Annotated in this window: 22 protein-coding genes and 1 pseudogene; 12 read left to right on the top strand and 11 right to left on the bottom strand. The window is 60.8% G+C overall.

Annotated elements, in window-relative coordinates:
- Positions 1–68: 68 nt before the first annotated feature.
- On the bottom strand, positions 69–815 hold the full coding sequence (locus tag AB1J88_RS21795) for a LytR/AlgR family response regulator transcription factor (RefSeq protein WP_041072003.1): 747 nt from the start codon (positions 813–815) through the stop codon (positions 69–71).
- A pseudogene (locus tag AB1J88_RS21790) lies at positions 812–952 on the bottom strand (sensor histidine kinase); the annotation flags it as partial. The pseudogene AB1J88_RS21790 and the gene AB1J88_RS21795, both read right to left, overlap by 4 nt.
- A gap of 335 nt (positions 953–1,287) precedes the next feature.
- Between AB1J88_RS21790 and argH the strand changes: the two are divergent.
- Positions 1,288–2,682 (top strand): argininosuccinate lyase, encoded by a 1,395-nt coding sequence (argH, locus tag AB1J88_RS21785; RefSeq protein WP_430291949.1) that lies wholly within the window; start codon positions 1,288–1,290, stop codon positions 2,680–2,682.
- Between the two features lie 120 nt (positions 2,683–2,802).
- Here the strand turns inward: argH and AB1J88_RS21780 are convergent, their stop codons facing one another.
- The gene (locus AB1J88_RS21780; protein WP_047297256.1) at positions 2,803–3,462 is read right to left on the bottom strand and encodes a glutathione S-transferase family protein; all 660 of its coding nucleotides are present in this window, start codon (positions 3,460–3,462) and stop codon (positions 2,803–2,805) included.
- A 123-nt stretch (positions 3,463–3,585) separates the two neighbouring features.
- Here AB1J88_RS21780 and AB1J88_RS21775 point away from each other — a divergent pair, with 123 nt between their 5' ends.
- From AB1J88_RS21775 to AB1J88_RS21765, 3 genes are all read left to right on the top strand, one after another.
- Positions 3,586–3,870 carry a hypothetical protein gene (locus tag AB1J88_RS21775; RefSeq protein ID WP_007964529.1) on the top strand — a complete coding sequence of 95 codons (285 nt, stop codon included), beginning with the start codon at positions 3,586–3,588 and terminating at the stop codon, positions 3,868–3,870.
- A gap of 260 nt (positions 3,871–4,130) precedes the next feature.
- Positions 4,131–4,376, top strand: coding sequence for a TIGR02647 family protein (locus AB1J88_RS21770; RefSeq protein WP_003229392.1), 246 nt, complete (start codon positions 4,131–4,133; stop codon positions 4,374–4,376).
- Positions 4,377–4,558: 182 nt separating this feature from the next.
- On the top strand, positions 4,559–7,402 hold the full coding sequence (locus AB1J88_RS21765) for a class I adenylate cyclase (RefSeq protein ID WP_198758808.1): 2,844 nt from the start codon (positions 4,559–4,561) through the stop codon (positions 7,400–7,402).
- A gap of 7 nt (positions 7,403–7,409) precedes the next feature.
- Here AB1J88_RS21765 and rnk read toward each other — a convergent pair whose 3' ends face one another.
- The 3 genes from rnk to cyaY all read right to left on the bottom strand — a co-directional run bounded on the left by rnk (position 7,410) and on the right by cyaY (position 8,643).
- Positions 7,410–7,829, bottom strand: coding sequence for a nucleoside diphosphate kinase regulator (gene rnk / locus AB1J88_RS21760; protein ID WP_041071993.1), 420 nt, complete (start codon positions 7,827–7,829; stop codon positions 7,410–7,412).
- A gap of 269 nt (positions 7,830–8,098) precedes the next feature.
- A complete protein-coding gene (locus AB1J88_RS21755) occupies positions 8,099–8,314 on the bottom strand; it encodes a DUF1289 domain-containing protein (protein ID WP_108184178.1) in 216 nt (71 codons plus the stop codon).
- 2 nt (positions 8,315–8,316) lie between these two features.
- A complete protein-coding gene (gene cyaY / locus AB1J88_RS21750; protein ID WP_041071991.1) occupies positions 8,317–8,643 on the bottom strand; it encodes an iron donor protein CyaY in 327 nt (108 codons plus the stop codon).
- 329 nt (positions 8,644–8,972) lie between these two features.
- Between cyaY and lptM the strand changes: the two genes are divergently transcribed.
- The 6 genes from lptM to AB1J88_RS21720 are packed head-to-tail and all read left to right on the top strand — an operon-like array spanning position 8,973 to position 13,582.
- Entirely contained in the window at positions 8,973–9,146 is a 174-nt protein-coding gene (gene lptM, locus AB1J88_RS21745; RefSeq protein WP_007911098.1) for an LPS translocon maturation chaperone LptM, read from the top strand.
- Positions 9,147–9,155: 9 nt separating this feature from the next.
- Positions 9,156–10,403 (top strand): diaminopimelate decarboxylase, encoded by a 1,248-nt coding sequence (lysA, locus tag AB1J88_RS21740; RefSeq protein WP_430291948.1) that lies wholly within the window; start codon positions 9,156–9,158, stop codon positions 10,401–10,403.
- A gap of 3 nt (positions 10,404–10,406) precedes the next feature.
- Positions 10,407–11,237: a diaminopimelate epimerase gene (gene dapF / locus AB1J88_RS21735; RefSeq protein ID WP_041071988.1), complete on the top strand. Its 831-nt coding sequence runs from the start codon at positions 10,407–10,409 to the stop codon at positions 11,235–11,237.
- Between the two features lie 13 nt (positions 11,238–11,250).
- On the top strand, positions 11,251–11,976 hold the full coding sequence (locus AB1J88_RS21730; RefSeq protein WP_041071987.1) for a DUF484 family protein: 726 nt from the start codon (positions 11,251–11,253) through the stop codon (positions 11,974–11,976).
- 2 nt (positions 11,977–11,978) lie between these two features.
- Complete coding sequence (xerC, locus tag AB1J88_RS21725) at positions 11,979–12,878, top strand: tyrosine recombinase XerC (protein ID WP_003229409.1); 900 nt, start codon at positions 11,979–11,981, stop codon at positions 12,876–12,878.
- Complete coding sequence (locus tag AB1J88_RS21720; protein ID WP_430291947.1) at positions 12,875–13,582, top strand: HAD family hydrolase; 708 nt, start codon at positions 12,875–12,877, stop codon at positions 13,580–13,582. The genes xerC and AB1J88_RS21720 overlap by 4 nt, the downstream gene beginning before the upstream one ends.
- 252 nt (positions 13,583–13,834) lie before the next feature.
- Here AB1J88_RS21720 and sutA read toward each other — a convergent pair whose 3' ends face one another.
- From sutA to glnK, 4 genes are all read right to left on the bottom strand, one after another.
- On the bottom strand, positions 13,835–14,161 hold the full coding sequence (sutA, locus tag AB1J88_RS21715) for a transcriptional regulator SutA (RefSeq protein WP_007951900.1): 327 nt from the start codon (positions 14,159–14,161) through the stop codon (positions 13,835–13,837).
- A 102-nt stretch (positions 14,162–14,263) separates the two neighbouring features.
- A complete protein-coding gene (locus tag AB1J88_RS21710) occupies positions 14,264–14,689 on the bottom strand; it encodes a secondary thiamine-phosphate synthase enzyme YjbQ (protein WP_003229414.1) in 426 nt (141 codons plus the stop codon).
- A 216-nt stretch (positions 14,690–14,905) separates the two neighbouring features.
- Positions 14,906–16,243, bottom strand: a complete 1,338-nt coding sequence (locus AB1J88_RS21705; RefSeq protein ID WP_430291946.1) for an ammonium transporter — start codon at positions 16,241–16,243, stop codon at positions 14,906–14,908.
- Between the two features lie 37 nt (positions 16,244–16,280).
- Positions 16,281–16,619 (bottom strand): P-II family nitrogen regulator, encoded by a 339-nt coding sequence (gene glnK, locus AB1J88_RS21700; protein ID WP_002555808.1) that lies wholly within the window; start codon positions 16,617–16,619, stop codon positions 16,281–16,283.
- Positions 16,620–17,032: 413 nt separating this feature from the next.
- On the opposite strand from glnK, the gene AB1J88_RS21695 reads away from it, so the two are divergent.
- Positions 17,033–17,293, top strand: a complete 261-nt coding sequence (locus tag AB1J88_RS21695) for an accessory factor UbiK family protein (protein WP_041071977.1) — start codon at positions 17,033–17,035, stop codon at positions 17,291–17,293.
- A gap of 783 nt (positions 17,294–18,076) precedes the next feature.
- Entirely contained in the window at positions 18,077–19,570 is a 1,494-nt protein-coding gene (locus AB1J88_RS21690; protein ID WP_430291945.1) for a YifB family Mg chelatase-like AAA ATPase, read from the top strand.
- Here the strand turns inward: AB1J88_RS21690 and AB1J88_RS21685 are convergent.
- A complete protein-coding gene (locus AB1J88_RS21685) occupies positions 19,567–20,781 on the bottom strand; it encodes an aldose 1-epimerase family protein (RefSeq protein WP_430291944.1) in 1,215 nt (404 codons plus the stop codon). The genes AB1J88_RS21690 and AB1J88_RS21685 overlap by 4 nt on opposite strands.
- Between the last annotated feature and the right edge of the window lie 63 nt (positions 20,782–20,844).

Below are 20,844 nucleotides of genomic sequence, written 5' to 3'. Positions count from 1 at the left end.
GAAACGGCGTGGCCTCCCTGGCCTGCAATGCCCGGCAGAAGAACGTGCAACCCCGCGCGAAGGCCGGGTCAGAGGCCCTGCATCATCTTGCGCACACCCGCCACATGCCGCCGGCTGACGATCAGCGCATCACCATTGAGGCCTTTGAGAAATAGCTGGAAATGCCCCAGCGGCGTGCGTTGCAGACGCTCGATACGGTCGCGGGCGACCAGCGCGTTACGGTGGATGCGCACGAAACGCTCGCCGAATTCGTCTTCGAGGGCCTTGAGCGGCTCGTCCAGCAGCACCTCGCCACTTTCATGGCGCAGGGTCACGTACTTGTGATCAGCAATGAAATAGACCACCTGATCCAGCGGGATCAGTTCGATGCCTTTTCGGGTTCGGGCGCTGATATGACTGCGCGGGCCGTTGCCGCTTTCGGCGGCAGGCCGGGTCAGGGCCGAAAGTTGCGCCCGGTTGGGACGTTCAGCCCGCTTCAGGGCGTCATGAAGATGTTCGGTTCGCACGGGTTTCACCACATAGCCCACGGCGCTGGCCTGCAGGGCTTCCACGGCAAATTCATCGGGGCTGGTGCAAAACACCACGGCCGGCGGCGTTTCACGCTCGCACAGACGGGCAGCCACTTGCAGGCCATCGAGGCCCGGCATGCGGATATCGAGCAGCACGATATCCGGCTTGTGGCTGTCGATCAGCGCCAACGCCTCTTCGCCATTCGTGGCGCTGGGCTCCAGAACTGTATAACCCTCGAGCTCGCTCACCATTCGGCTGAGGCGCTCGCGAGCCAGTGGTTCGTCATCAACGATCAGGACATTCATATTGCGCTGGATTCCTGCGTGAGTCTCGCACAAGGATAGCGTAGACAGGTGAAGTGACGTCCGTCACCGCGATCCACGCTAAGACTAGCCCGAGCGCCAAAAAGTGCCGTACGTCGGCCAGCAATATTTGCCAGTGTCCGGGTCGTACTGCTCAAAGCCCGCTGTTTTCTGCGTTTTTCACGGGGTATGCCAAAGGACAAATCCACCCACCCCCTCTTCTTATAGTCGGCGTCCAGACCTTAGCGCGATCTGCAGTCGCGCCGACCCTTATGTCCAACTGTAGACGCTTGCCGGGCCGATATTGCTCAATCGAAAAATATCCTTGCGCAAATTCCCTGCAGACAGCGCCGACTATGAACGAGCAGATGAGAAAAAAACGTATCGACCGGTGTCAGCGACAGGATTGGCAACCCTGTTATTATCCGCGCCAGCGTTTCACGCCTTCTTTCTCCAAGCCGATACGAGCGAATTCATGAGCACTGACAAGACCAATCAGTCCTGGGGCGGCCGCTTCAGTGAACCCGTCGACGCCTTCGTCGCCCGCTTCACCGCCTCCGTCACTTTCGACCAGCGCCTGTATCGCCACGACATCATGGGCTCGATCGCCCACGCCACCATGCTGGCCAAGGTCGGCGTGCTGACGGATGCCGAGCGCGACAGCATCATCGATGGCCTGCAGACCATCCAGGGCGAAATCGAGGCCGGCCAGTTCGACTGGCGCGTCGACCTCGAAGACGTGCACATGAACATCGAAGCGCGCCTGACTGACCGCATCGGCATCACCGGCAAGAAACTGCACACCGGGCGCAGCCGTAACGACCAGGTCGCCACCGACATCCGCCTGTGGCTGCGTGACGAAATCGACCTGATCCTGGCCGAAATCACTCGCCTGCAAAAAGGCCTGCTGGAGCAGGCCAACCGTGAAGCGGCGAGCATCATGCCCGGCTTCACTCACCTGCAGACCGCACAACCGGTGACCTTCGGCCACCACATGCTGGCCTGGTTCGAAATGCTCAGCCGCGACTACGAGCGTCTGGTCGACTGCCGCAAGCGCACCAACCGCATGCCGCTGGGCAGCGCTGCGCTGGCCGGCACCACCTACCCGATCGACCGCGAATACACCGCGCAACTGCTGGGCTTCGACGCCGTGGGCGGCAACTCGCTGGACAACGTTTCCGATCGCGACTTCGCCATCGAATTCTGCTCCGCCGCGAGCATCGCGATGATGCACCTGTCGCGCTTCTCCGAAGAGCTGGTGCTGTGGACCAGCGCGCAATTTCAGTTCATCGATCTGCCGGATCGTTTCTGCACCGGCAGCTCGATCATGCCGCAAAAGAAAAACCCGGACGTGCCGGAGCTGGTACGCGGCAAGACCGGCCGGGTATTCGGCGCGCTGATGGGCCTGCTGACCCTGATGAAAGGCCAGCCATTGGCCTACAACAAGGACAATCAGGAAGACAAGGAACCGCTGTTCGACGCCGCCGACACCCTGCGCGATTCGTTGCGCGCCTTTGCTGACATGATCCCGGCGATCAAGCCGAAACACGCGATCATGCGTGAAGCGGCCCTGCGCGGTTTCTCCACCGCCACCGACCTGGCGGACTACCTGGTACGCCGTGGCCTGCCGTTCCGTGATTGCCACGAAATCGTCGGTCACGCGGTGAAATACGGCGTGGATACCGGCAAGGATCTGGCCGAGATGAGCCTGGAAGAATTGCGCCAGTTCAGCGACCAGATCGAGCAGGACGTGTTTGCCGTACTGACGCTGGAAGGCTCGGTGAATGCCCGTGACCACATCGGCGGGACTGCGCCGGCACAGGTCAAGGCAGCGGTGGTTCGCGGTCAGGCCCTGATCGCCAGTCGCTAAAAGCATCGCTGGCAAGCCAGCTCCCACAGGGTTCTTTGTTGGAACACAATTTTGCGTTCGACCCAAAGACCTGTGGGAGCTGGCTTGCCAGCGATTACCTATTTACAAACGCCACAATACTCACTTCTTGGCAGCGATCATCGCCAAAAACGCCGGCATCGCCGCCTCTTTGTCCGCTGCAATCTTCTGCACATGCGGATTCTGCTCAAGCTGCTCCAGCAGCGCCTTGGCTTTCGGCATCTCCGCCAGCCAATCGATCCCGAACAATTTCTGCCCGACCGCACAGGCCAGCGGCACGCTGTACAAAAAGTACAGATCCGCAATGCTCAGGCTGTCGCCCGCCACGTACGGCGCGAACTTGCCGTGTCGGCCCAGTGCCGCAAAACCCAGCAACAGCTCGGCTTTGGTTTTCTCCTTGATCGCGTCCGGCACCGTCGCGCCGAAGAACGCCTCGCCATAACAGGCGCGCCCCGGCAGCTCGATGTACAGCTCGATTTCCTTGGCAATTGCCAACACCTGCGCTCGCTCGAATGGATCGCTCGGTAACAGCGGCGTACCTTTCTGGGTCTGCTCAAGGTATTCGAGGATGATCGCGGTTTCGTTAATAAATCCGGCATCGACACCGAGTACCGGTACTTTGCCGCGCGGGCTGATCGCCAGCGACTCCGGGGTCTGCGTCGGGTAGAAGGTGACTTCTTCGAACGCCAGGCCTTTTTCCAGCAGCGCCAGTTTGACCATGTTGTAGTAGTTGCTGACAGCGAATCCATAGAGCTTGAACATCACATAGCCTCCAGGCCGTGCGGGGTGGGCAGGCACTGTTTATAGATCGCCCGTCACGATCCTGCCAGCAGCATCACGGCGCTGAATGCGGGTAAACTGGCGCCTTTCCTTGAGGAGCCTGCCATGAGCGAGCCGACAGACATCGACAACGACGAAGAAGAGTTCACCGAGGCGACGCTGATCGAAGCCATCGAGAACCAGATCGAAAGCGACAACCCGCCAGCCGCCAAGGCGACCTTCAACAAGCTGACCCTGGTGGGTGTCGAGCGCGAAGAGATCCTCAACCTGATGGCGCACGTGCTGGCCTATGAGATTGACGCGATGCTCGACGAAGACCGCGCGTTCGATACCGAGTGGTATGAAACCGCACTGCGTGCGCTGCCAGAGCTGCCACCGGAAAAGCAGTAAGCAAATCACATCCCCTTGTGGGAGCGAGCCTGCTCGCGAATGCCGTGTATCAGCAAAAACAACGCTATATGACACACCGCTTTCGCGAGCAGGCTCGCTCCCACACAATTTGTCACCCATCCATCCAGCCATCTCTCCGGCCCCGACTACACTGGAATCCGCCTCAAGACAAAATCCCTGATCTGAGCACTGGACATGCCGCAAAAGCGGGTTCACCTTAGGGACGCTGTCGTCCAATTCCTAGAAAGTCTGGAGTCCTTATGTCGCTTACCCCTGAGTTGGTTGCCGAACTGGAAGTCCTCGCACTCTTCAACCTGGACAGTTCCCAGGAAGGTTTGAAAATTCATCAGACCGCTGCCCCGAAACACATTGCCGCCGCCAAACGCCTCTTCGAAAAAGAACTCACCGACCAGCCCGATGGCGGGTATCTGACCAGCCTGGGTCGCGATGCCGCGCAAAATGTGCAAACCGTGCTGACCATTCTGAGAGAGCAGGAAACCGCCTGATTCCCCCTTCTTTTGCCCACGGGAACTCCTGCCACGGGATTTCCGCGGGCCTGCCCCGCCCTTGCGCTAAAAATCTGGCGTCAAAAAACAAATTCAGCTTAAAAGTCCCGCCGTGCAAAGGCTAAACTGCCTCCCATTCCGAGACCCTCTTCGTCCGAGCCCACGAGCCGGTTTGAGCTGACATGACGCGCACCCACGAAATCCGCCCCGATCTGGACGAAGGCATCGACCGCAAGGTACTCAGCCAGCTGCGCGCGCGTTTTCTCAAGCTCAATGAAGGTCGCCTTGGCCGGGCACTCGAAGGTCTGTCGACCCGCCAGCAAGGCGTGCTGACCCTGCTGCCGCTGTTCTTCCACGTCAATCACCCGCTGCTGCCAGGCTATGTTTCCGGCAGCACGCCAGCCGGGCTGTCCAACTATGAACCGGACGCTACCGCCCTCGCCGAAGCACAACGCCTGACTCGCTCGTTCTCCTACAAACCACGCCACGGCAGCAACCCGCCACGGCCGATTCACGGGCTGTTCCTGATGGGCAGCCTCGGTACCCTGGCCCAGGCCGATCAGAGCGACATGGACGTGTGGGTCTGCCATGCGCCGGATCTGGGCGAAAGCGAGATCGCCGAGCTGCGCAAAAAATGCCAGCTGCTCGAAGCCTGGGCCGCGACCCAGGGCGCCGAGGCGCACTTCTTCCTGATCGACCCGGTGCGTTTCGTCACAGGCGAACGGGACAGCCAACTCAGCTCCGAAAATTGCGGCAGCACTCAGCACTATCTGCTGCTGGACGAGTTTTATCGCACCGCGATCTGGCTGGGCGGACGCACGCCGATCTGGTGGCTGGTGCCGGTCTACGAAGAAAGTGCGTACGACCTGTACACCCACACTTTGCTGTCCAAGCGCTTCATTCGCGCCGACGAGACGCTGGATCTCGGGCATTTGGCGAGGATTCCGCCGGGCGAGTTCATCGGCGCCGGCCTGTGGCAACTGTTCAAGGGCATTGAGTCGCCCTACAAATCGGTACTCAAGTTGTTGCTGACCGAGGTCTACGCCAGCGAACACCCGAACGTGCAGTGCCTGAGTCTGCGTTACAAGCAGGCCGTGTTTGCCAATCAACTGGATCTGGATGAGCTGGATCCGTACATGGTCGTGTACCGACGCATCGAAGAGTACCTGACCGCCCGCAACGAGCCGGAGCGGCTGGAGCTGGTACGACGCGCGTTGTACCTCAAGGTCAACCGCAAGCTCACTGGCAGCAGCCGCACCCAGAGCTGGCAGCGCTCGCTGCTGGAACGCCTGGCGCACGAATGGCATTGGGATCAGCGCCAACTGGCCTTGCTCGATAGCCGCAGCCAGTGGAAAGTCCGCCAAGTCAGCGCTGAACGCCGCGCCCTGGTCAATGAGCTGAATTACAGCTACCGCTTCCTGACCCAGTTCGCCCGCAGCGAACAGACCGTCAGCCTGATCAACAAGCGCGATCTCAACGTGCTCGGGCGCCGCCTGTACGCGGCGTTCGAGCGCAAGGCCGACAAGGTCGAATTCATCAATCCCGGCATCGCCCCGGACCTGGCCGAAGACACCCTGACCCTGGTGCAGTCGCCGAACAAGAAAGAACCCGGGCAAACCCAGTGGGGCTTGTACAACGGCAGTCTGAACGCTTTGGAATGGGAGCACTTTGCGCCGATCAAGCGCAGCCGCGAGTTGCTCGAGCTGCTGACCTGGTGCCATCGCAATGGCGTGATCGACAGCAGCACGCGCCTGGCCCTTCATCCCGGCACCAGCGACATGAGCGAGTTCGAGTTGTTCAACTTGCTCGGCAGCCTGCAGCAGTGCATCGCCCTGCCCCTGCCAACCGTTGCAGAAGAGCCGCTGCTGCGCGCCGCGATGCCGAGCGAGGTGCTGATACTGGTCAACGTCGGTGTCGACCCGCTCAAGCATCATCGCGACCTGAATATCCTGATGACCACCGAGCGCACCGATTCGTTGAGTTACGCCGGGGTGCGCGAAAACCTTGTATTGACCCTCGATCAAGTCACGCTCAACAGCTGGAATGAAGTGCTGGTCAACCGCTTCGACGGTCCCCACGCATTGCTCGATTGCCTGCGCGACTACCTCAACAACCTGCCGCGCGGCCCGCAGCAGCCGTCATTGAAAGTGCGCTGCTTCTGCCACAACCGCGCACAGTTCATTGCCCGGCGCGTCGAAGAAGTCATCGACACCGCGCAGACCCTGCTGCTCAGCGAACTCAATCATCGCTACCTGATTCAGGTGCAACAGCACTATCACGTGCTGGAACTGGTGCCGGGCCAGGTCAATCACGTAGCCCTCGCGACATTGCCGGCGCTGCTGGATTATCTGGGCGAAGAACAGCCGCGCTACAGCCCGCTGCACCTGGATCCGATGGCGCTGGAGGATCATGACCTCGCGCTGATTCTGCCCATGGGTCAGCCGGAGGCAATTCAGGTGTTCTACCGGATTACCGAACAACAGGCCGAGTTGTACGTGCTGGATGAGTTCAACGCGCTGTGGCAACAGCATCTGCCGTACCACGACGAACAGAGCCTGCTGGTGCCGCTGCAACGCTTCCTGCAATCGATTCAGTACCGGCGAGAAGCACTGTTGCCGATGGACGGCAACCCGGCGATTAGCCTCGAAACCTTGTATTACCAGTTATTGCCTTCAGGCCCGGGGCGCGCGCGCCGGGTCGAAGCACGGCCGGCGCCGCAAACCCCGGTGAACAAACCGTTCTACGATGTGCAGGCAATCATTGGCAAAGCCGCACCGGGCGAAGTGCACGTCACCCTGTATTGCAATCAACGAGAATTCAGCGAGCTCGAACATGGCGACCAGCTGTTTCGCGTGGTCGCCCGGGAGATCGTCGAACAGCGCCGCGAGACCGAGCGCTATCGCTGCTACATCACCGACCTGGACCTCTCGGGCCTGCTTGGTGACGGGCAGAGTTCAAGCAATCTGTATTTGCGCTACAAGGCCGACCTGGAGCGCGCCCTGAACGAGGCGCTCGAACAGATCTGAGGCGGGGTCACTCGCGGAAATCACCGCCGTTGGCTGGTTGTGACTCGACTTCCAGCAAGGTCAGTTTCAGGGTCTTGCCACCCGGCGCGGGCCAGTCGATGTGCTGACCGACCTTCAGGCCCAGCAGCGCGCTGCCGACGGGTGCGAGGATCGAGATCTTGCCTTCGTCGGCGTTGGCATCCTTGGGGTAGACCAGCGTCAGGTGATAATCCTTGCCGCTGCCTTCTTCGCGGCAGTGCACGCGGGAATTCATCGTCACGACATCAGCGGGCACTTCATCGTGGCCGACCAGTGTATCGGCGCGGTCCAGTTCGGTTTGCAGCGCGATCACGCCCGGCGCAGCCTGGTCTTTCTCGTTCAGGTTGTCGATCAGGCGCTCCAGACGTTGTACGTCCAGACGGGTAAGGGTGATGGAAGGTGCGGTCATGATCCGGGCAGACTCCTTTCTTCTGCACACAAAAAAAGCAAAACCCCGCCAAAAAAGACGGGGTTTTCACCAAGCCTCGATGGGTTGAGGCGTGTTCGGACACTATCACAGCTCAAAAAATATACAAGCCACCCACCCGACAGCCCCACTCAGCCCTGAGGAAACTTTGTGGTGAGGGGATTTATCCCCGATAGACTGCGCAGCAGTCTCAAAAGGCTGGGGCCGCTGCGCAACCCATCGGGGATAAATCCCCTCGCTACAGGATCGAGTCAGGCCTGAATTCGGCGTTGTCGGGCTTGGCTGACGATCACCCGCCGCCGCTCATCATCGGCCGAGCGCCATTCGCGAATATCCTCGACATGGCGGAAGCAGCCAAGGCAAACCTTCTGCTCATCCAGCCGGCAAACGCCAGTGCACGGTGACGGCACCGCTGGGCTGACGTTGCTGTAGAGCGGCTTGGGTGGGCGCGGGGCAACCTCGGTCACGATCAGATCTCTTCGAAATCCAGCTCAAGGCCGGTCTGGTCCTGAACGCAACGAGCCAGTACTTCACCGAGCAGTTCTTCAGACTTCTCGCAGCTCCATTTGCCCGACTCTTCGTCGTAGTCGAAATGGAAACCACCGGAACGCGCCGCCAGCCACAGCTGACGCAGCGGCTCCTGGCGGCTGATGATCAGCTGGCTGCCGTTGTCGAACTTGATGGTCATCATGCCGGCCGTGATCTCGATATCGTCGGCATGATCCTCCAGCAACTCTTCCAACGCCTGCTGGGTGGCATCGACCAGATCGTGGAAACGCGCTTCGGACAAACTCATTGTGGCAACCTCAAAAAATGTCGGGTCAGGCTCAAGCGCCGCAAGATACGGGCGCTGCCGGCCGATTGCAAAGATTAACGACCAAGCACCGTTTCCCATCCAGCGCTGGCGCCTGTGGGAGCGAGCCGGCTCCGGGCGGCGATCCGACGAAAGCGGTGTGTCAGCCAGCAAACATATCGAATGTGCCGGCCTCTTCGCGAGCAGGCTCGCTCCCACAAGGCTCCAGGTGTATCCAGAGAGCCCCGCCGGACGGGAACCCCCTCGCATAGGCAAGCTGCCGGGTGGCCGGTATACTCCGGCGCAATTAACGCATTTTCAAGGATTTCGCCATGAAGCGCCTGATCTCTTCCCTTGCTGCGCTCGTCGCGGTTGCCTGCCTCGTTTCGGCCTGTGGTCAAAAAGGCCCGCTGTACCTGCCGGATGACGATCAGGACCCGGCCGAGCAAGCCCAGTCTTCGCAAAAGCAGCCGTCCAAAGCACACAAGCACGACGTTTACCAATAAGGGATCGCCATGGACGCTTTTAACTACCGTGGCGGGGAGCTGTTCGCGGAAGGTGTGGCGCTGTCCGCCATCGCCGACCGCTTCGGCACGCCCACCTATGTCTACTCGCGTGCGCACATCGAAGCCCAGTATCTGGCCTACGCCGATGCCTTGGCGGGCATGCCACACCTGGTCTGCTACGCCGTAAAGGCTAACTCCAACCTCGGCGTGCTGAATGTCCTGGCCCGTCTCGGCGCCGGTTTCGACATCGTTTCCCGTGGCGAACTGGAGCGGGTGCTGGCCGCTGGCGGCAACGCCGACAAGATCGTCTTCTCCGGTGTCGGCAAGACCCGTGACGACATGCGTCGCGCGCTGGAAGTCGGCGTGCACTGCTTCAACGTCGAATCCACCGACGAGCTGGAGCGCCTGCAAGTGGTGGCCGCCGAGCTGGGCGTTCGCGCGCCGATCTCGTTGCGTGTCAACCCGGACGTCGATGCCGGCACCCATCCGTACATTTCCACCGGTCTCAAAGAGAACAAGTTCGGCATCGCCATTGCCGACGCCGAAGACGTGTACGTGCGTGCCGCACACCTGCCGAACCTGGAAGTGATCGGTGTCGATTGCCACATCGGCTCGCAACTGACCACCTTGCCGCCGTTCCTCGACGCTCTCGACCGTCTGCTGGACCTGGTCGACCGCCTCGGCGATTGCGGCATTCATCTGCGCCACATCGATCTCGGCGGTGGCCTGGGCGTGCGTTATCGCGATGAAGAGCCGCCACTGGCCGGCGATTACATCAAGGCTGTGCGTGAGCGTCTGAACGGTCGTGACCTGGCACTGGTGTTCGAGCCGGGCCGCTTTATCGTCGCCAACGCCGGCGTGCTGCTGACCCAGGTCGAATACCTCAAGCACACCGAACACAAGGATTTCGCCATCGTCGACGCGGCGATGAACGATCTGATCCGCCCGGCGCTGTATCAGGCCTGGATGGACGTCACCGCCGTCAAGCCGCGTGACAGCGCCGCGCGCCAGTACGACGTGGTTGGCCCGATCTGCGAAACCGGCGATTTCCTCGCCAAGGATCGTGAGCTGGCGCTGGAAGAAGGCGACCTGCTGGCCGTGCATTCGGCCGGTGCCTATGGCTTTGTGATGAGTTCCAACTACAACACCCGCGGCCGTGCCGCTGAGGTGCTGGTAGACGGTGATCAGGTTTTTGAAGTGCGCCGCCGCGAAACCGTGGCCGAGCTGTTTGCCGGCGAAAGCCTGCTGCCGGAGTAACCCATGCTGCTGCGTTTTACCAAAATGCACGGCCTGGGCAATGACTTCATGGTTCTCGACCTGGTCAGCCAGCACGCGCATATTCAGCCCAAGCACGCCAAGCAATGGGGCGACCGGCACACCGGTATCGGTTTCGACCAGTTGCTGATTGTCGAGGCGCCTAGCAACCCGGACGTGGATTTCCGTTACCGGATCTTCAACTCCGATGGCTCGGAAGTGGAACAGTGCGGCAACGGTGCGCGCTGCTTCGCGCGCTTCGTGCTCGACAAACGCCTGACCGCCAAACGGCAGATTCGCGTCGAGACCAAGGGCGGCATCATCGAGCTGGATGTGCGTAACGACGGCCAGATCGGCGTGAACATGGGCGCACCACGCCTGGTCCCGGCGGACATTCCGTTCGACGCACCGGCGCAGGCGTCCAGCTATCAGCTGGAAGTCGACGGCACCACGGTCGAACTGGCCGCCGTGTCCATGGGTAACCCCCATGCGGTGCTGCGCGTGCAGGACATCAATACCGCACCGGTGCATGAACTGGGACCGAAAATCGAACACCATCCGCGCTTTCCGGCGCGGGTCAACGTCGGTTTCATCCAGGTCATCGACCGTCACCGCGCGCAATTGCGCGTCTGGGAACGCGGCGCCGGGGAGACCCAGGCCTGCGGCACCGGCGCTTGCGCCGCGGCTGTCGCGGCCATCAGCCAGGGGTGGATGGATTCGCCGCTGTTGATCGACCTGCCCGGCGGGCGTCTGTCCATTGAATGGGCAGGCCCCGGCCATCCGGTGCTGATGACCGGCCCGGCAGTGCGTGTATACGAAGGACAAGTGCGTCTTTGAGTGAGCAGAAACCATGACCGATAAGCCTCAGGTACCCGCCCGACAGTCCGACGAATCAGCGTCCGAGAGCCTGGAGGCGGCAGCGGTTGCCGCATACCTGGAGGCTCATCCGGACTTCTTCGTCGAGCACGAAGAACTGCTGCCCGCCCTGCGCATTCCCCACCAGCGCGGTGACACCGTATCGCTGGTCGAACGGCAGATGAGCATTTTGCGCGACCGTAACATCGAGATGCGTCATCGCCTCTCGCATTTGATGGACGTCGCCCGCGACAACGACCGGCTGTTCGACAAGACCCGTCGCCTGATACTGTCGCTGATGGACGCCGCCAGCCTCGAAGACGTGGTGATCAGTGTCGAAGACAGTCTGCGTCAGGATTTCCAGGTGCCTTTTGTCAGCCTGATCCTGCTCGGCGACAATCCGGCCTCGGTCGGCCGCTGGGTGACCCACGCCGACGCGCAAACCGCCATCGGCGGCCTGCTCACCGAAGGCAAAAGCGTCAGCGGCAGCCTGCGTGAGCATGAGCTGGACTTCCTGTTCGGCGAAGAACAGCGCAAGCAGATCGGCTCCACCGCCGTGGTCGCCGTCAGCCACCAAGGCATCCACGGTATTCTGGCGATCGCCAGCCGTGATCCGCAGCACTACAAAAGCTCGGTCGGCACGCTGTTTCTCAGCTACATCGCCGAAGTCATGGGCCGCGTGCTGCCACGGGTCAACAGCTCACTGCGCTCGGTACGCTGAGCATGGAACGACAACTGGACGCTTACTGCGAACACCTGCGCAGTGAGCGACAGGTGTCGCCGCACACCCTGTCGGCCTACCGCCGCGACCTCGATAAAGTCCTCGGCTGGTGCCTCAAGCAGAACATCGGCAGCTGGGCGGCGCTGGATATTCAGCGTCTGCGCAGCCTGATCGCCCGGCTGCATGCTCAGGGACAATCGTCACGCAGTCTCGCCCGCCTGCTCTCGGCGGTGCGCGGGCTCTATCACTACCTCAATCGCGAAGGTCTGTGCGACCACGACCCGGCGACCGGTCTGGCGCCGCCGAAAGGCGAACGGCGCCTGCCGAAAACCCTCGACACCGACCGTGCGTTGCAACTGCTGGAAGGTGCGGTAGAGGACGATTTTCTCGCCCGTCGCGATCAAGCGATTCTCGAACTGTTCTACTCCTCGGGCCTTCGCCTGTCCGAGCTGACCGGGCTCAACCTCGATCAGCTGGATCTGGCCGACGGCATGGTTCAGGTGCTCGGCAAGGGCAGCAAGACCCGCCTGCTGCCGGTGGGCAAAAAGGCCCGCGAAGCACTGGAGCAATGGCTGCCGCTGCGGGCCATGACCAACCCGGCCGACGACGCCGTGTTCGTCAGCCAGCAAGGCCGACGCCTCGGTCCACGGGCGATTCAGGTGCGGGTGAAACTGGCCGGCGAGCGCGAGCTGGGGCAGAACCTGCACCCGCACATGCTGCGGCACTCCTTCGCCAGCCACTTGCTGGAATCCTCGCAGGATCTGCGCGCGGTGCAGGAACTGCTCGGCCACTCGGACATCAAGACCACGCAAATCTACACCCACCTGGACTTCCAGCACCTGGCGGCGGTCTACGACAGCGCCCACCCACGGGCCAAACGCAGCAAAGGCGACGATTCATGAACATCCAGTTGATCACCTTCGACCTCGACGACACTCTGTGGGACACCGCCCCGGTGATCGTCAGCGCCGAAGCGGTATTGCGCGAATGGCTGAGCGAACACGCACCGAACCTGGGCGCGGTGCCGGTGGAGCATCTGTGGGCGATTCGCGAACGGGTGCTGACCCGCGAACCGGGCCTCAAGCACCGCATCAGCGCGCTGCGCCGGCGGGTGCTGTTCCACGCACTGGAAGACGCCGGGTACGCCCACGGCGAAGCTTCGGATCTGGCCGACAAAAGTTTTGAAGTGTTCCTGCAGGCACGGCACGAGATCACGGTATTTCCCGAGGTCGAACCCACCCTGGAAATCCTCGCCAACCACTACGCCCTCGGCGTGGTCACTAATGGCAACGCTGACGTGCGCCGCCTCGGGCTCGCCGATTACTTCAAGTTTGCGTTGTGCGCCGAAGACATCGGTATTGCCAAGCCGGATGCGCGGCTGTTTCACGAGGCGTTGCAGCGTGGTGGTGCCACAGCCGAAACCGCCGTACATATCGGCGATCATCCAGGCGATGACATTGCCGGCGCGCAGCAAGCGGGCATGCGCGCGATCTGGTTCAACCCGGCGGGCAAGGTCTGGGAAGCGGAGCGACTGCCGGATGCCGAGATTCGTAGCCTGACTGATTTGCCGGCCGTTCTCGCACGTTGGAATGCCACCGCCTGCTGACACACAACCGCTTTTTTGTGGTGAAGGGATTTATCCCCGATCGGTTGCGCAGCAGCCGTGAAGTCATCTTGCGCGGTGTGTCAGGACTGTGGGGCGTGCTGCATCAGGGGCCGCTTCGCGACCCATCGGGGATAAATCCCCTCGCCACAAGGCTCACCCCTGCAAGGGATCGCGGCGCGTCTGGAGTATTTGTTCCAGGCATGAAAAAGCCCGCAGCGACGGCGGGCTTTTTCAGCAAGCAAGTGGCACGCCTCAGATAGGGCGGCTGCCGTACTTGTTGTCCGGCTTCTTGGGCGGATCGGCGACCACGTTGGCCTCCACTTCCTGCACCTTGCCGCCGCGCGCAAGGAATTCTTCCATGGCCTTGGCCAGGGCGTCGCGCTCCTTGTTCTTGGCTTCGATGCTCGGCAACTCGTCGACCGACACCGCAGCCTTGGCTTTGCCTTTGGCAGCCGGGGCCGGCGTATCGTCACCGCCATCGTCTTCAGCAACGTCTTCCGCTGCTGCTTCCAGACCGTCCTCGGCCTCGTCTTCGTCGCCTACTTCGAGGTCGTCGTTTTCCAGATCATCGTCGCTCATGTTCTACCTCATGACTTGCGAAAAGCAGATTAGTTATAGACCAGCTTTGGCGACTGTCGAAAGTCGCCGGAAAAAAATCGGTAACCGCTGGTGACCAGCGGTTTACGCCCCTTCACCGTGCAAGGTGGCGAGGACTTTACGGGCACCGCCATGATCACGGTGCTCGCCCAGATAAACGCCTTGCCAGGTTCCCAGAGCCAGACGCCCAGCCGATACCGGCAGACTGATCTGACAGCCAAGCACGCTGGCCTTGAAGTGCGCCGGGAGGTCGTCCAGGCCTTCGTCGTTATGCTCATAGCCGTCTGTTCCTTGTGGGATCAGACGATTGAAAAATCGTTCGAAGTCGCGACGGACCGCCGGATCGGCGTTCTCGTTGATGGTCAACGACGCCGAGGTATGCTGCAGCCACAAATGCAACAGACCGACCCGGCACGCCTTGAGTTCAGGCAGGCCGGCGAGTAACTCGTCCGTTACCAGATGAAAGCCCCGGGGCCGTGCCCGCAGGGTTATCAGAGTCTGTTGCCACATACAGTTCTCCGCACGTTCGGGGCGCATTCTAGCGCGCTCTGGGAAAAAACAAAGGCCCTAATATTCCTGCAATGATGTAAGCCATTGGCCGCAGAAAAATGCCCATCGTAAACACGACGAAAGCCGTACGAAAAATCCTTTCAGCTGCTCTCTCAATGACAAATCCCGGACAAAAAAATGCCCGGCAAGCCGGGCAAGTTTTTTCGATGCGCGTACTTACAGGTTGTAGCCGCGTTCGTTGTGTTGTGCCAGGTCCAGGCCAACCGATTCTTCTTCCTCGGTCACACGCAGACCCATCACGGCGTCCAGCACCTTGAGGATGATGAAGGTGACAATCGCGGTGTAGATCACTGTGAAGCCGACGCCTTTGCACTGAATCCACACTTGCGCCGCGATGTCGGTCACGGTGCCGAAGCCGCCCAGCGACGGTGCAGCGAATACACCGGTCAGGATCGCACCGAGGATACCGCCGATACCGTGCACGCCGAATGCGTCCAGGGAGTCGTCATAACCAAGCTTGCGTTTCAGGGTGGTGGCGCAGAAGAAACACACCACACCCGCCGCCAGACCGATCACCAGTGCGCCCATCGGGCCCACGGTGCCAGCCGCTGGAGTGATTGCAACCAGACCGGCAACCACACCCGAGGCGATGCCCAGTGCACTTGGCTTGCCGTGGGTGATCCACTCGGCAAACATCCAGCCCAGTGCGGCAGCTGCGGTTGCAATCTGAGTGACCAGCATCGCCATACCGGCAGTACCGTTGGCAGCAGCGGCGGAACCGGCGTTGAAACCGAACCAGCCGACCCACAGCATCGCTGCACCCATCAGGGTGTAACCGAGGTTATGCGGCGCCATCGGGGTGGTCGGGAAACCTTTGCGCTTGCCCAGTACCAGGCACGCTACCAGGCCGGCGATACCCGCGTTGATGTGCACCACGGTGCCGCCCGCGAAGTCGAGTACGCCCCAGTCCCACAACAGGCCGCCGTTGCCGGACCAGACCATGTGTGCAATCGGTGCATAGACGAGGGTGAACCACACGCCCATGAAAATCAGCATCGCCGAGAATTTCATCCGCTCGGCGAACGCACCGACGATCAGCGCCGGGGTGATGATCGCGAAGGTCATCTGGAAGGTGACAAACACCGCCTCAGGGAACAACGCCGCCGGGCCGGTCAGGCTCGCCGGAGTGACACCGGCCAGAAAGGCCTTGCCCATGCCGCCGACGAAGGAATTGAAGTTGACGACGCCTTGCTCCATACCGGTAGTGTCAAACGCGATGCTGTAGCCATAAATGACCCACAGGACGCTGATCAGACCGGTAATGGCGAAGCACTGCATCATCACCGAAAGAATGTTTTTGGAGCGAACCATGCCGCCGTAGAACAGCGCGAGGCCGGGAATGGTCATGAACAGCACGAGGGCTGTGGAGGTCAGCATCCAGGCGGTATCGCCGGAATTGAGGACTGGAGGCGTTACCGGATCTGCCGCCATAGCCAGGCCGGGCATTACGATGGACAACAGGGCGCCTAGCCCTGCGAATTTACGCAGAGTCATATTGTTTTCTCCTGGGGCGTTGGGTTTGTGGCGGCGTTTAGATCGCGTCGGTATCGGTTTCGCCGGTACGGATGCGGATCGCCTGTTCCAGATTGACCACGAAGATCTTGCCGTCACCGATCTTGCCGGTGTTGGCCGCCTTGGTTATCGCCTCGATAACCCGATCCAGATCCTTGTCGTCGATGGCCACGTCGATTTTCACCTTGGGCAGAAAATCGACCACATATTCCGCGCCGCGATACAGCTCGGTGTGACCCTTCTGCCGGCCGAAGCCTTTGACTTCCGTAACGGTAATGCCCTGCACGCCGATTTCGGACAGCGACTCGCGCACGTCGTCCAACTTGAACGGCTTGATGATGGCAGTGACTAGCTTCATGAAACTCTCTCCCGAATTGGTGGACTTGCCCCAGGAAAACAAACCCGACTCAAGTCTAAGCGCAGTGCCTGGCTTTGTAACGCATCGTCGGCCTTACCTGCCCGACTGACGCCAGCTAACCGCTGCCGGCGAAACTCCCCGCTCCGCCTGCCGCACTGCATTCGTCACAGCGACTGCATCAGTGCATGGGTCACTACCGACTAAGCAGAAAGCTTGCCATCTCGCCAAATTCCTCTGATTTCAATCCCTTGGCCGCTGCCGCAGGCGTTTGCACGAAAAACGCCCGACGGTTACGCACAACAACGGTGCGCTGCCGTCCGTCCGCTTGCGCGAAAAGCGTGCATCCGTGCCTGCGTCAATGACTATAGACACTGCGTGATACACTGCGCGCCACTGTTTACAGGACACATTCCATGCTCGCGCCCAAAGACTTCCTCGACGCCCTGAGCGGCACTGCCTCCCGCCTGTTCAGCGGCGACACCCCGCTGCCAAAAGCCGAAATCGAAAGCCAGTTCAAGATGCTGCTGCAAAGTGCTTTCAGCAAACTGGATCTGGTGAGCCGTGAAGAATTCGATAGCCAGATGGTCGTCCTGGCTCGAACTCGCGCCCGCCTTGAAAGCCTTGAAGCCAAAGTCGCAGAACTGGAAGCCAGGCTGACGCCGCCGGCCGAGTAAGGCTGCAGCCCCTGGGCCGAGACGCCTTCAAGTTTGCGAGTAGACATTAAACCGCCCCCGCCGAGGCAGGAGCGGTTTCCGCCAGATCAATCCTCTACAACGAATTATTCCAACGGTCTCGCAGAAACTCGTACAGGCGAAAAGCCCATAACGCGATTCTGACGAGGCGCCACATATGTTTAAGAAACTTAGACATACTTTGGCCCTCCTTGCGTGGGGCCAAACCTCCGATGCACTTTCCGGCGTACGAACATCTTCGGGACTACACACGAGTGTGTCCGCCAAGGCGGCCGGGTGTGGGTTCCCCAAAAACAGCACCGGCACGGGTCTCATACCGTGTCGAGGAACATGAAATCTTTAGCTCCCGGCCACACTTCACGAAAACTCGAGGAGTGGGCATCGTCGCCGGGGATGTTATGCCGGTAGTTCGAAGGGGACTTAAACAAGTTGTATCAAGTGATTAAGCAATGTTTCACACCTTAATGAGTCAATCATTTCAAGGTGATATTGACTTTGGACAAATGATGTCGGTGCTTGCGTCAACGTGAAAACGTGCATAACCTGCACATACACGAGTGTGTCCGCAAAGGATACGCAGGCCTTGGCCTCACCGATGCCTGCAAACTGAAAACCGTCTACTCAAGGCGGTTTTTTTTCGCCTCGAAATTGGTTGACCTCCTCCCGCAACATCCAGTGAAAGTTCGCGCCCGCCAGCTCCCCTTTCCCCGACTACCCTTCAAAAACCCGCAGGAAGCGGCCCCCGATTCAGCTCAAGGAACGACCATGTCCCTGTCCATCGTCCACAGTCGCGCCCAGATAGGCGTGGATGCACCTGCCGTTACCGTCGAAGTCCATCTGGCCAACGGCCTGCCGTCGCTGACCATGGTCGGCCTGCCCGAGGCGGCGGTGAAGGAGAGCAAGGATCGGGTGCGCAGCGCGATCATCAATTCCGGGCTGCAGTTTCCGGCGCGGCGGATCACCCTGAATCTGGCGCCGGCGGATTTGCCCAAGGATGGCGGGCGGTTTGATCTCGCGATTGCCTTGGGGATTCTGTCGGCAAGTGTGCAGGTGCCGTGTCTCACGCTGGATGAGGTGGAATGCCTCGGTGAACTGGCGCTGTCCGGCGCGGTGCGGCCGGTGCGCGGGGTGTTGCCAGCGGCGCTGGCGGCGCGCAAGGCCGGGCGGGCACTGGTGGTGCCGCGGGCGAATGCCGAGGAGGCCTGTCTGGCTTCGGGCCTGAAAGTGTTTGCGGTGGATCATCTGCTGGAAGCCGTGGCGCATTTCAACGGACATACTCCGGTCGAGCCTTATGTCTCGGACGGGCTGATCCACGCGGCGAAACCTTATCCCGACCTCAATGAGGTGCAAGGACAGATGGCCGCGAAACGGGCTCTGCTGATTGCGGCGGCGGGCGCACACAACCTGCTGTTCAGCGGGCCGCCGGGCACTGGCAAAACGTTGTTGGCGAGTCGCTTGCCAGGCCTGCTGCCGCCCCTGTCCGAATCCGAAGCGCTGGAAGTGGCGGCGATTCAATCGGTCGCCAGCGGTGTGCCGCTGACTCATTGGCCGCAGCGTCCATTCCGTCAACCGCACCATTCTGCATCGGGGCCGGCGCTGGTCGGTGGCAGCTCGAAACCACAACCTGGCGAAATCACCCTCGCTCACCACGGCGTGCTGTTTCTCGACGAGCTTCCGGAATTTGATCGCAAGGTGTTGGAGGTACTGCGCGAACCTCTGGAATCCGGATATATCGTGATCGCCAGAGCCAAGGATCGCGTGCGATTCCCCGCGCGTTTCCAGCTGGTAGCAGCGATGAACCCCTGCCCCTGTGGATATCTGGGCGAGCCGAGCGGCAAGTGCTCGTGCACACCAGACATGGTGCAGCGCTACCGTAACAAGCTCTCGGGGCCGTTGCTGGATCGGATCGATCTGCACCTGACGGTGGCGCGGGAGGCAACGGCGTTGAATCCATTGGTCAAACCGGGCGAGAACAGTGCCAGTGCGGCAGCCGTGGTGGCCGAGGCACGAGAGCGCCAGCAAAAGCGCCAGCGTTGTGCCAACGCCTTTCTTGATCTACCGGCGCTCAAGCGGCACTGCCAGTTATCCACAGCCGATGAGAAATGGCTCGAGTCAGCCTGTGAACGGCTGACACTCTCACTGCGTTCGGCACATCGCTTGCTCAAGGTCGCTCGCACACTGGCGGACCTTGAGCAAGTGGATGCGATCAAGCGTGAGCACTTGGCCGAGGCGCTGCAATACCGCCCGGCAACGCCTTAATGCTCGGTCAAATCCACCAGCGGCGCCTGCCGTACTTCGGTTTCGCGCCCGGCCTGAATCTCGGTCACGCGCTTCAATGCGTTATCCACAGCGCTTTTGTCTGCCAGCAGGCTGTAGCTGATCTGAAACTGTTGGCTGGCCTTTGGCGCAATGGTCGGTACCAGGTTCAGCGGACGCTGATAGCGGCGGTTGTAGGAAAAACTGGTTCCCGGCTCAAGGCCCGTGACATAGCCCTGCCCTTGGGTGTCGGTGTTCTTCCACAGAGAAAATACCGGCAGCTGCCGGGTATTGAAGCCGACGGAGACACCGAGGCTGCCAGCCTTGTCATGCAGCACGGTCAAGGTTTCGCCTTTGGCGTCGGCGTAGGGTATGACGTTGTAGACGGTTTCGTCATAGTCCTTGGTCGGCCCGCGATAGGTCTGCCAGTCGGCCAACTCGGCTTTGGCCTTGTCGTTGAAGGGCGAGACCTGTTTCACCGGTGCCGCGAACCGCGAGCCCTGCTCGAGGAACGGCGTGCTGAAGTTACTGTGGTACAGCGCCTGGTATTCCTTTGGATAATCGCCGTTGTTGGTCAGCGTATCGTTAAGGGCAAAACGGGTGCTGCCGGGCTCAGTGACAAGCTCCGTCATCACCGAAAAGTCGACTTTCTTGAACGCCTGCTCTTTGAGTTCGCCGCGCAGGCTGATGGCATAGGGTGGTTTTTCATCGATGTGCAGCGTGACGCCGCTGGCCGGGATATTGGCAGCGCGGCCGTGCAGGGTCAGCAACTCGCCATTGTCCATGCCGGGATGGCCGACCCATTCGTAACCGCAACGTGTCACCAGTTCATTGAAGCCTTCCAGCCAGCCCAGACCACCGCGCCCATTGAGTTCGATGAAGGCCGGGTTGACCACGTCCTTGACCGGCGAATCCCAACCCATGCGTACATTGCCGACGGAGGCCTGCAGGACATTCATGCCACGGGTTGGCACCACCGAGAGTTTCATCGTGCCGTTATCGATATCGACGATGCTGACACCTTCTTGTCGCCCACCGTGCAGGGTGCGCAGGCTTATGGAGAAAGGTTTGCCGGTTTTCACACCGAGCTGCTCACTGGTGATCGTCCAGTTTTGCGCGGGCTTGTTGGTATCGAGGAGTACGTAATCCCAAGCCATGGCGTGGGAAGCAGCAGAGAGTGCGCCGAGGGCAACGGCGAGTTTGAGCAGGGTCATGGCAGCAGCCTTTATTGGAGTTGTGCCATTTTTATAGCGCTGCGGAAACGTTTCAGCAAGTGC

This window comes from Pseudomonas sp. S8, from assembly GCF_050473925.1.
GTDB classification, from domain to species: Bacteria; Pseudomonadota; Gammaproteobacteria; order Pseudomonadales; family Pseudomonadaceae; genus Aquipseudomonas; species Aquipseudomonas parakoreensis.
This window is presented reverse-complemented; position numbering and strand designations above follow the sequence as displayed.